This is a genomic window from Pseudomonas sp. SDT291_1_S447, assembly GCF_054070155.1.
The window spans coordinates 21,144-31,351 of sequence record NZ_JBSVXS010000066.1; the positions used below are offsets into that span (position 1 = coordinate 21,144).

General features: G+C 60.6%; 7 protein-coding genes. All 7 read left to right on the top strand.

Annotation, left to right across the window (positions count from 1 at the left end; translation table 11 throughout):
- Positions 1-136: 136 nt before the first annotated feature.
- The 7 genes from mreC to tldD all read left to right on the top strand — a co-directional run bounded on the left by mreC (position 137) and on the right by tldD (position 10,153).
- Positions 137-1,264 carry a rod shape-determining protein MreC gene (mreC, locus tag ACW9IR_RS19310; protein WP_457464693.1) on the top strand — a complete coding sequence of 376 codons (1,128 nt, stop codon included), beginning with the start codon at positions 137-139 and terminating at the stop codon, positions 1,262-1,264.
- Positions 1,264-1,755, top strand: a complete 492-nt coding sequence (gene mreD, locus ACW9IR_RS19315) for a rod shape-determining protein MreD (RefSeq protein ID WP_016984171.1) — start codon at positions 1,264-1,266, stop codon at positions 1,753-1,755. Before mreC ends, mreD begins: the two co-directional genes overlap by 1 nt.
- A gap of 37 nt (positions 1,756-1,792) precedes the next feature.
- Positions 1,793-2,389 carry a Maf family protein gene (locus tag ACW9IR_RS19320; protein WP_110719033.1) on the top strand — a complete coding sequence of 199 codons (597 nt, stop codon included), beginning with the start codon at positions 1,793-1,795 and terminating at the stop codon, positions 2,387-2,389.
- Between the two features lie 58 nt (positions 2,390-2,447).
- A complete protein-coding gene (gene rng / locus ACW9IR_RS19325) occupies positions 2,448-3,905 on the top strand; it encodes a ribonuclease G (protein ID WP_034154470.1) in 1,458 nt (485 codons plus the stop codon).
- Positions 3,906-3,980: 75 nt separating this feature from the next.
- The gene (locus ACW9IR_RS19330; protein WP_457464689.1) at positions 3,981-7,787 is read left to right on the top strand and encodes a YhdP family protein; all 3,807 of its coding nucleotides are present in this window, start codon (positions 3,981-3,983) and stop codon (positions 7,785-7,787) included.
- Between the two features lie 58 nt (positions 7,788-7,845).
- On the top strand, positions 7,846-8,706 hold the full coding sequence (locus ACW9IR_RS19335; RefSeq protein ID WP_457464691.1) for a carbon-nitrogen hydrolase family protein: 861 nt from the start codon (positions 7,846-7,848) through the stop codon (positions 8,704-8,706).
- A gap of 4 nt (positions 8,707-8,710) precedes the next feature.
- Positions 8,711-10,153 carry a metalloprotease TldD gene (gene tldD, locus ACW9IR_RS19340; RefSeq protein ID WP_034154473.1) on the top strand — a complete coding sequence of 481 codons (1,443 nt, stop codon included), beginning with the start codon at positions 8,711-8,713 and terminating at the stop codon, positions 10,151-10,153.
- The last annotated feature ends 55 nt before the right edge of the window (positions 10,154-10,208 follow it).

Genomic DNA, 10,208 nt, shown 5'->3' on the forward strand with positions numbered 1-10,208 from the left:
CGGGTGCAATACGTGGGTGAGCGCGCAGGCAGCACTTTGCAGTGCTGCCTGTTGGCGTTTATCTTCTGTCAGTCTTCATCCAGGCCGGTTTGATGCCGTATGAATAAACAGAACATTTGCCTGGGAGGAGCGGCTTATTAAACCGCTTTTCGCCAAAGGCCCTTCGTTGGGTGTGCGCCTGTTGGTGCTGGCCGTGCTATCGGTCGCGCTGATGGTGGTCGATGCCCGCTTTGATCTGCTCAAGCCTGCACGCAAACAAGCGTCGCTAGTGCTGATGGATGCCTACTGGATCACTGACCTGCCCGGACGGCTGTGGGAAGGGATTGCCAGCCAGTTCGGCAGCCGCACCGAGCTCTTCGCCGAAAACGAAAAGCTCAAGACCGAAAACCTGCTTTATCAAGGGCGTATGCAGAAATTGGCCGCCCTGACGGAGCAGAACGTTCGATTGCGCGAGTTGCTCAACTCTTCCGCACTGGTCAATGAGAAGGTCGAAGTGGCCGAGCTGATCGGCATGGATCCCAATCCCTTCACCCATCGAATCATCATCAATAAAGGTGAGCGCGACGGCGTGGTGCTCGGTCAGCCGGTGCTCGATGCTCGCGGTCTGATGGGGCAAGTGGTCGAGTTGATGCCGTACACCTCGCGTGTATTGCTGTTGACCGACACCACCCACAGCATTCCTGTGCAGGTGAACCGTAACGGACTACGGGCGATTGCCAGCGGTACCGGCAACCCGGAGCGCCTGGAATTGCGGCATGTCGCCGACACGGCGGATATCAAGGAAGGCGATCTGCTGGTCAGCTCCGGGCTCGGACAGCGTTTCCCGGCGGGTTATCCGGTGGCGACGGTCAAGGAAGTGATCCATGACTCTGGCCAGCCATTTGCGATCGTTCGCGCGGTACCGACCGCTGCGCTGAACCGCAGTCGCTACTTGCTGCTGGTGTTCAGTGACTCACGTACGGCTGAGGAACGCGCCAACGACGCTGCGCAGGCTCAGGAAATTCTGGATGCCCATGGCGGCGGTCCGATGATGCCTGCCAACGTTTCGAAACCTCTGGTCATGCCGGCGCCTGCCGCCCCTTCGACTCCCGAACAGGCGCCAGCAACCACAGCGCCCGCCGCGACGGCGGTCAAACCGGGTGCAAGCAAACCGCCAGCGACTGTACCGGCTGCGGCGAAGCCGCCGGCCTCTTCGCCAGCCGCCGGCAAACCACCCGCCAAACCACCGGTCACGGCGCCAGTCACCACCAGGGGACGAGAATAATGGTCGGTGTGAAAGCTTCTCGAAATGGCTGGATGGTCTGGCTGACATTTTTGATCGGCCTGTTGCTCAGCGTGTCACCGTTGCCGATCTTCATGGAAATCCTTCGCCCGCTGTGGCTGGCCTTGCTACTGACGTTCTGGGCGCTGTACATGCCGCAGACGGTCGGCATGGTCACAGCGTTCTGTCTGGGGTTGGCCGAAGACGTATTGCAAGGCGATCTGTTTGGGCAAAACGCGCTCATCCTCTCGCTGATTACGTTCCTGGTGCTGTCATTGCAGCAGCGCTTGCGGATGTTCCCGATGTGGCAGCAGTGTCTGGTGATCCTGGTGATCTTTGGCCTCGCGCAACTGGTGCAATTGTGGCTCAGCGCCCTGACTGGCAACCGCCAGCCGACCCTGGCGCTGGTCCTGCCGGCACTGGTCAGCGCATTGCTCTGGCCCTGGGTCAGCTTCGCCCTGCGTGGATTGCGCCGCCGCTACAAAATCAATTGAGCCGGTGAAGCTGGGCACTGAACAGGGAGATGTTTTGATGAAGCCGCTTTACCTCGCCTCCGGATCGCCGCGTCGCCGTGAATTGCTCACGCAGATCGGCATTCCGTTCTCCGCCATCAGTGCGGATATCGACGAAACCCCTTTACCCGAAGAATCGCCGTCGGCCTATGTCGAGCGCCTCGCGCGTGGCAAGGCCGAGGCGGGGCGACGTACAGTCGTGTCTGCTCAGCCATGCTGCGTGCTGGGTGCCGACACCGCTGTGGTGCTGGACGGCAAAATTCTTGGCAAACCGGTGGACGAAGCCGATGCATGCGCCATGCTGATGATGTTGTCCGGCAAGGAACATGAAGTGCTGACCGCCATTGCCGTGCTTGAAGACGAGCGCTGCGAATCGCGGGTGGTGCGCAGTCTGGTGCGGTTCCGTCCGATCAGCGCGGATGAAGCTGCTGCCTATTGGGCTAGTGGCGAACCCCGGGACAAGGCCGGCGGTTATGGCATTCAGGGGCTCGGCGCGGTATTCGTCGCCGGGCTCAATGGCAGCTATTCGGCGGTGGTCGGGCTGCCAGTTTGCGAAACCGCAGAACTGTTAGGCCATTTCGGCATACCCTGTTGGCAAAACCTGAACGCGCAATAAGCGTCGTACGAATCCAGATGCGGCCATTATCGTGAACACGCCTGAACGAGATCCTGCCATGAGTGAAGAGATTCTGATCAACATCACGCCGATGGAGTCGCGCGTGGCGGTGGTCGAAAACGGTGTGCTGCAAGAAGTCCACGTCGAGCGCACGCAAAAGCGCGGGATCGTCGGCAACATCTATAAAGGCAAGATCGTCCGGGTGCTGCCGGGTATGCAGGCGGCATTCGTCGACATCGGCCTGGATCGCGCGGCATTTATTCACGCCGCCGAAATTTCTCTACGTGAAGGTCCTGCGGTCGAAAGTATCAGTGCGCTGGTGCACGAAGGTCAAAGCCTGGTGGTGCAAGTCACCAAGGACCCGATCGGCTCCAAAGGCGCGCGCTTGACCACGCAACTTTCGATTCCGTCGCGCTATCTGGTGTACATGCCGCGCACCGCCCACGTCGGCATCTCGCTGAAAATTGAAGACGAAGCCGAGCGCGAACGCCTCAAGCAGGTGGTCAGCGATTGCGTGGCCAAAGAAGGCATCAAGGAGGCCGGCGGTTTCATTCTGCGCACCGCCGCCGAAGGCGCTGGCGCCGATGAAATCCTCATGGACATCCGTTATCTGCGACGCCTGTGGGATCAGATCAACGAGCAGATCAAAACCATCTCCGCGCCTAGCGTGATTTACGAAGACCTCGGTCTGGCGTTGCGTACGCTGCGTGATCTGGTCAACCCGAAGATCGAGAAGATCCGCATCGATTCCCGGGAAACCTTTCAGAAAACCACGCAGTTCGTCGCCGAATTGATGCCGGAAATCGCCGATCGTCTGGAACACTATCCAGGTGAACGGCCGATTTTTGACCTGTATGGCGTCGAAGACGAAATCCAGAAAGCCCTCGAACGCAAGGTACCGCTGAAATCCGGCGGTTATCTGGTGGTGGATCCGGCGGAAGCCATGACCACGATCGATGTGAATACGGGCGCGTTCGTCGGCCATCGCAACCTCGAAGAAACCATCTTCAAGACCAATCTCGAAGCGGCCACCGCGATCGCCCGGCAGATGCGCCTGCGCAACCTTGGCGGGATCATCATCATCGACTTCATCGACATGGAAGACGAAGAGCATCAGCGCCAAGTGCTGCGCACCCTGGAAAAACAGCTGGAGCGCGATCACGCCAAGACCAACATCATCGGCATCACTGAGTTGGGCCTGGTGCAGATGACCCGCAAGCGTACCCGCGAAAGTCTCGAGCAAGTGCTCTGCGAACCGTGCAGCAGTTGCCAGGGCCGCGGCAAACTGAAAACCGCGGAAACCATCTGTTACGAGATTTTCCGCGAGATCCTCCGTGAAGCCCGGGCTTATCAGGCCGAGGGTTATCGGGTGCTGGCGAACCAGAAAGTGGTCGACCGCTTGCTCGATGAAGAGTCGGGTAACGTCGCCGAGCTTGAAGGTTTCATTGGTCGCACCATACGCTTCCAGGTGGAAACCATGTATTCCCAGGAACAATATGACGTGGTGTTGCTCTGATCCCCTGCGTCACTTTTATTCCACCGCGGCTGGCCTCAGCTTTTCGCAGTATTTTTGCCATGGGAGCCGACTGACATGGAGCGTCTGACACGCATTTTGGCCGCACTCACCCGCTGGGGGCTGGGCCTGTGCGCGTTGGTTCTGGTGTTGATGGCGTTGTATGTCAGTCTCGGCCGCGAACTGACCCCGCTGGTGGCTGAGTACCGCGCCGACATTGAAGACAAAGCCAGTGCCGCCCTCGGCATGCCGTTGCAGATCGGCGAACTGGAAGGCAACTGGAGCGGTTTTGCCCCGATCCTGCTGGCCCACGACGTGATGGTCGGCAGTGGCGCCAATGCCTTGCGTCTGGATCGGGTGCGCGCGGTACCGGATTTGTGGGCCAGCCTGTTGGCGCGCGAAGTGCGGATTGCCCACCTGGAACTCAACGGCCTGAAAATCAGCCTCAAGGAAGCCGGGGACGGCACTTGGGCGTTGGAAGGTCTACCGGTGCAGAACGATCAGCCGCTCGATCCGCAGCAATTGTTCAATCGCTCGCAAATGATTCAGCAACTGTCGGTACTCGACAGTCAGGTGACCTTGCAGCCCCTCGATCACGCGCCACTGACGCTCACCTATGTCGGCCTCAATCTGAAAACCGGCGCCAGCCGTCAGCGCCTCGACGCCCGTTTGACCTTGCCGGATGGCCAGCCGGTGGCGCTGAGTTTGCGCACGCGGATTCGCCCCGAGCAATGGCAGGACAGTGTGGTGGACGGTTACGCCAGCCTGCCGCAAAGCGACTGGTCGAAGTGGCTGCCGGAGCGTCTTACCCAACAGTGGAATTTCTCCGAGATCAAGGCCGGCGGCGAGCTCTGGGTCAATTGGGCCAAGGGCACGTTGCAAAGTGCCGCGTTACGCTTGAATGCACCACAACTGACCGGCGCCTACGCCGATCGCAAGCCGATCCAGATCAATAATCTGGCGCTTAACGCCTACTACGAGAACAGTGATGAGGGCGCGACCGTTACCCTCGATTCACTGGCGATGAATTTCGGCGAAAACCGCTGGGAGTCACATGTACAGGTGAAGCAGACGCGCGCGACCGACAAGGTCGAAGAACTCTGGCACTTGCAGGCGGATCGCCTCGATCTGACCCCGATCACACCACTGCTCAATGCCTTGGGGCCGTTACCGCAAGGTTTCGCCACGGCCGTTGATCATCTGAAAGTCACCGGTGGCCTGCGTAACGTGCTGCTGGATTTCCGCCCCAATGCCACCGACGGCAACAAATTCAGTTTCGCCACCAATCTGGATAACGTCGGTTTCGATGCCTACCACGGCGCGCCGGCGGCTCGGAACGTCAGCGGCAGCCTCAGCGGCAACCTCGACGGTGGCGAGTTGCGCATGGACAGCAAGGATTTTGTCCTGCACCTCGACCCGATTTTCGCCAAGCCATGGCAGTACATTCAGGCCAACGCACGCCTGACCTGGAAGCTCGATAAAGACGGCTTCACCCTGATCGCCCCGTATCTGAAGGTGCTTGGCGAGGAGGGCAAGATTGCCGGCGATTTCCTGATTCGCCTGCATTTCGATCATAGCCAGGAAGACTACATGGACCTGCGTGTCGGTCTGGTCGAGGGCGACGGTCGCTACACCGCCAAATACCTGCCCGAAGTCTTGAGCCCGGCGCTCGACGAGTGGCTGCGTACGGCAATCCTCAAAGGTGCGGTCGACCAGGGCTTCTTCCAGTATCAGGGCTCGCTGAGCAAGAATGCCGGTGAGGCCGACCGCAGCATCAGCCTGTTCTTCAAGGTGCACGACGCTGAACTGGCCTTTCAGCCAGGCTGGCCGCACGTGAGCAAGGTCAGTGGTGACGTGTTCATCGAAGACAGTGGCGTACGGATCTGGGCCAATAAAGGTCAGTTGCTCGACACTCAGGTCAGCGATGTCTTCGTCAATATTCCCCACGTACCGGCCGGGCAACACACGCACATGTATCTCGATGGCGCGTTTGCCGGTGGCCTCGGTGATGGCCTGAAAATCCTTCAGGACGCACCGATCGGTACCGGTGAGACCTTTGCCGGTTGGGAAGGCGCGGGCGATCTGCAAGGCAAGCTCAAGCTCGATATCCCGCTGGACAAGGGCGGCGACCAGCCGAAAATCCTCGTCGACTTCAAAACCGCCAATGCCCGCCTGAAACTGGCTGAGCCGAAACTGGAGCTGACTCAACTCAAGGGCGATTTCCGCTTTGACAGTGCCAAAGGACTCAGCGGGCAGAACATTGCGGCGCGCGCGTTCGACAAACCGGTGACTGCGCAGATTTTCGCCGATGGCAGCCCTGGCAAACTCAAGACTCGGGTCGCGGCATCCGGGCAGGTCGAAGTGAAGAAACTCACCGACTGGCTGGGCGTGACACAACCATTGCCGGTTTCCGGAACCATTCCTTATCAATTGCAATTGAATCTGGACGGCGCCGACAGCCAGTTGCTGGTCAGCTCCAGCATGAAAGGTGTGGCGGTGGACTTGCCCGCGCCGTTCGGCATGGCGGCGGACGTCGGGCGCGATACGGTGTTCCGGATGACCTTGCAGGGGCAGGAGCGGCGTTACTGGGTCAACTACGACCAACTGGCCAACTTCACTTTTGCGGCACCACCGACGAACTTCGCCGATGGCCGAGGCGAGCTGTTCCTCGGAGCCGGCGAAGCCGTGCTGCCGGGTGCCAAAGGCCTGCGGATTCGTGGAGTACTGTCGGAGCTCGACGTCGCACCGTGGCAGGACCTGGCCAACAAATACGCCGGGCAGGATCCGGGCGGCAGCGCCAAGCAGTTGCTCAACAGTGCTGATTTCAAGGTTGGCAAACTCACGGCATTCGGGACCACGCTGGATCAGGCGTCGGTTCAGGTCAATCGCAAGCCAGGCGCGTGGAACCTGGCCCTCGACAGCCTGCAGGCGAAAGGATCGGCAAGTCTTCCTGACGCCAAGGGCGTGCCGATTGCCGTCAATCTGCAATACGTGAAACTGCCGGCGCCGGACCCGACGGTACAGGCCGACGAAAATTCGCCAGACCCATTGGTATCGGTCGACCCGACGAAAATTCCGGCACTGGATATCACCGTCAATCAGCTGTTTCTGGGGCCGGATCTAGTCGGCGGCTGGTCGTTGAAGGTTCGGCCGACTGCCAAAGGCATTGCCCTGAACAATCTCGACATGGGCCTCAAAGGCATCCTGTTGCAGGGTAACGGTGGCTGGGAAGGGCCGCCGGGCGCGACCACCAGTTGGTATAAGGGGCGCATTGGTGGCAAGAACCTCGCGGACGTCCTCAAGGGCTGGGGCTTTGCCCCGAGCGTGACCAGCGAAGAGTTTCACATGGACGTCGATGGCCGCTGGCCGGGCTCTCCGGCATGGCTGGCGACCAAGCGCTTCTCCGGCACCCTCGACGCATCGCTGAACAAAGGCCAGTTTGTTGAAGTGGAGGGCGGCGCGCAGGCGTTGCGAGTGTTCGGTCTGCTCAACTTCAACTCCATCGGCCGCCGTTTACGTCTGGACTTCTCCGATCTGTTCGGCAAAGGCTTGAGCTATGACCGGGTCAAAGGTTTGCTGGTCGCCACCAACGGTGTCTACGTGACCCGCGAACCGATCCGCCTGACCGGCCCTTCGAGCAATCTTGAACTCGACGGCACGCTGGATCTGGTCGGCGACAAGGTTGACGCCAAGTTGTTGGTGACGTTGCCGGTGACCAACAACCTGCCGATTGCGGCGCTGATCGTCGGCGCACCGGCGGTTGGCGGCGCGTTGTTCCTCATCGACAAGCTGATCGGCGACCGCGTGGCGCGCTTTGCCAGTGTGAAATACACCGTCAAAGGCCCATGGAAAGAGCCGAAAATCACCTTCGACAAGCCTTTTTGAACAGCCAGTCCCTGAACCGATGGAGTAGCATGGCCGCATACCTCTTGCGGAGTTCGCCATGTCTTTAGCGGTGATTCAAATGGTCAGCCAGAGCGACGTGCTGGCCAATCTGGCTCAGGCCCGGCGCCTGCTCGAACAGGCAGCGGCCGGCGGCGCGAAGCTGGCGGTGCTGCCGGAAAACTTCGCCGCCATGGGCCGTCGCGACATCGCTGACATCGGCCGCGCCGAAGCAATGGGCGAAGGACCGATCCTGCCGTGGTTGAAACAGACCGCTCGCGACCTCAAGTTATGGATAGTGGCTGGCACTTTACCGTTGCCGCCGGTTGATCAACCGACGGCCAAGGTCAATGCCTGCTCGTTGCTGGTCGATGATCAGGGCGAAATCGTTGCCCGCTATGACAAGTTGCATCTGTTCGACGTGGATGTGGCGGACAATCGCGGGCGTTATCGCGAATCCGATGACTATGCTTATGGCAGCGGAGTGGTGGTGGCGGATACGCCGGTCGGTCGTCTCGGTCTGAGTGTGTGTTACGACTTGCGCTTTCCCGAGCTGTACAGCGAATTGCGTGCCGCCGGTGCCGAATTGATTACCGCACCGTCGGCGTTTACTGCGGTGACCGGCGCTGCGCATTGGGATGTTCTGATTCGGGCGCGGGCCATCGAGACTCAGTGTTATGTACTGGCCGCAGCGCAAGGCGGAACCCATCCGGGACCGCGGGAAACCTTCGGCCATGCGGCGATCATCGACCCGTGGGGCCGTGTGCTGGCGAGTCAGGATCAAGGCGAAGCGGTGTTGTTGGCCGAACGCGACAGTATTGAACAAGCGTCCATCAGGGCGCGTATGCCGGTGGTGAGTCATCGGCGGTTTTTCTCGCAGGGCGCACAGCGGCCTGCTTCAGAACACGAATTTAAGGCGTAAACCTATGAGCGAGTTGTTGTCCTCAGTCAGTGATCACCTGTTGGCGCCCGGCGGCGTGACGATCGAAAGCCTGCAAGGCGTGCTCGGCGATCTGGCCGGCCCCGGCATCGATGCGGCCGACCTGTATTTCCAGGGCCAGATCTCCGAGTCGTGGGCGCTGGAAGACGGCATCGTCAAGGAAGGCAGCTTCAACCTCGACCAGGGTGTCGGCGTGCGCGCGCAGTCCGGTGAGAAAACCGGTTTCGCCTACAGCAACGCCATCACCCTCGAAGCCCTCGGCGCAGCCGCCCGCGCGGCGCGTTCGATCTCCCGCGCCGGGCAGAACGGCACGGTGCAGGCGTTCACCACGCAGGATGTCGCGCAACTGTACGCGCCGGATAATCCGCTTGAAGTATTGAGCCGGGCCGAGAAAGTCGAGCTGCTCAAGCGCATTGATGTGGCTACCCGCGCGCTCGACCCGCGTATCCAGCAGGTCAGCGTCAGCATGGCCGGGGTCTGGGAGCGGATTCTGGTGGCGTCCACCGACGGCGGCCTGGCGGCGGATGTGCGGCCATTGGTGCGCTTCAACGTCAGTGTAATCGTTGAGCAGAATGGCCGTCGCGAGCGCGGCGGGCATGGCGGCGGCGGGCGTACCGACTACCGTTATTTCCTCGCTGAAGACCGCGCCATGGGCTATGCCCGTGAAGCGCTGCGTCAGGCGCTGGTGAATCTGGAAGCGATTCCTGCGCCGGCCGGTACGTTGCCGGTGGTGTTGGGTTCGGGCTGGTCTGGCGTGCTGTTGCACGAAGCGGTCGGCCACGGTCTCGAAGGCGATTTCAACCGCAAGGGCAGCTCGGCGTACAGCGGTCGTATGGGTGAAATGGTTGCCTCGAAGCTCTGCACGATTGTCGATGACGGTACCTTGAGCGGCCGTCGCGGTTCGCTGAGTGTCGACGACGAAGGAACGCCGACCGAGTGCACCACGCTGATCGAAAACGGCGTACTCAAAGGCTACATGCAAGACAAGCTCAACGCGCGCCTGATGGGCGTGGCCCGCACCGGCAACGGTCGTCGTGAGTCCTACGCACACCTGCCGATGCCACGAATGACCAACACCTACATGCTCGGTGGCGAAAGCGATCCGGCAGAAATCATCGCGTCGGTGAAGAAGGGCATCTACTGCGCCAACCTCGGCGGCGGTCAGGTCGATATCACCAGCGGCAAGTTCGTGTTCTCCACCAGCGAGGCGTACCTGATCGAAGACGGCAAGATCACTGCGCCGGTCAAAGGCGCGACGTTGATCGGCAACGGCCCCGAGGCGATGAGCCGGGTGTCGATGGTCGGTAACGATCTGGCGCTGGACAGCGGTGTGGGCACGTGCGGCAAGGATGGGCAATCGGTGCCGGTAGGCGTCGGTCAGCCGACGTTGAAGATCGATGCGATCACCGTGGGTGGCACGGGCGCATAAATAAACGTGTGTAGGAGCTGCCGCAGGCTGCGATCTTTGCTCTTAAGATCAAAAG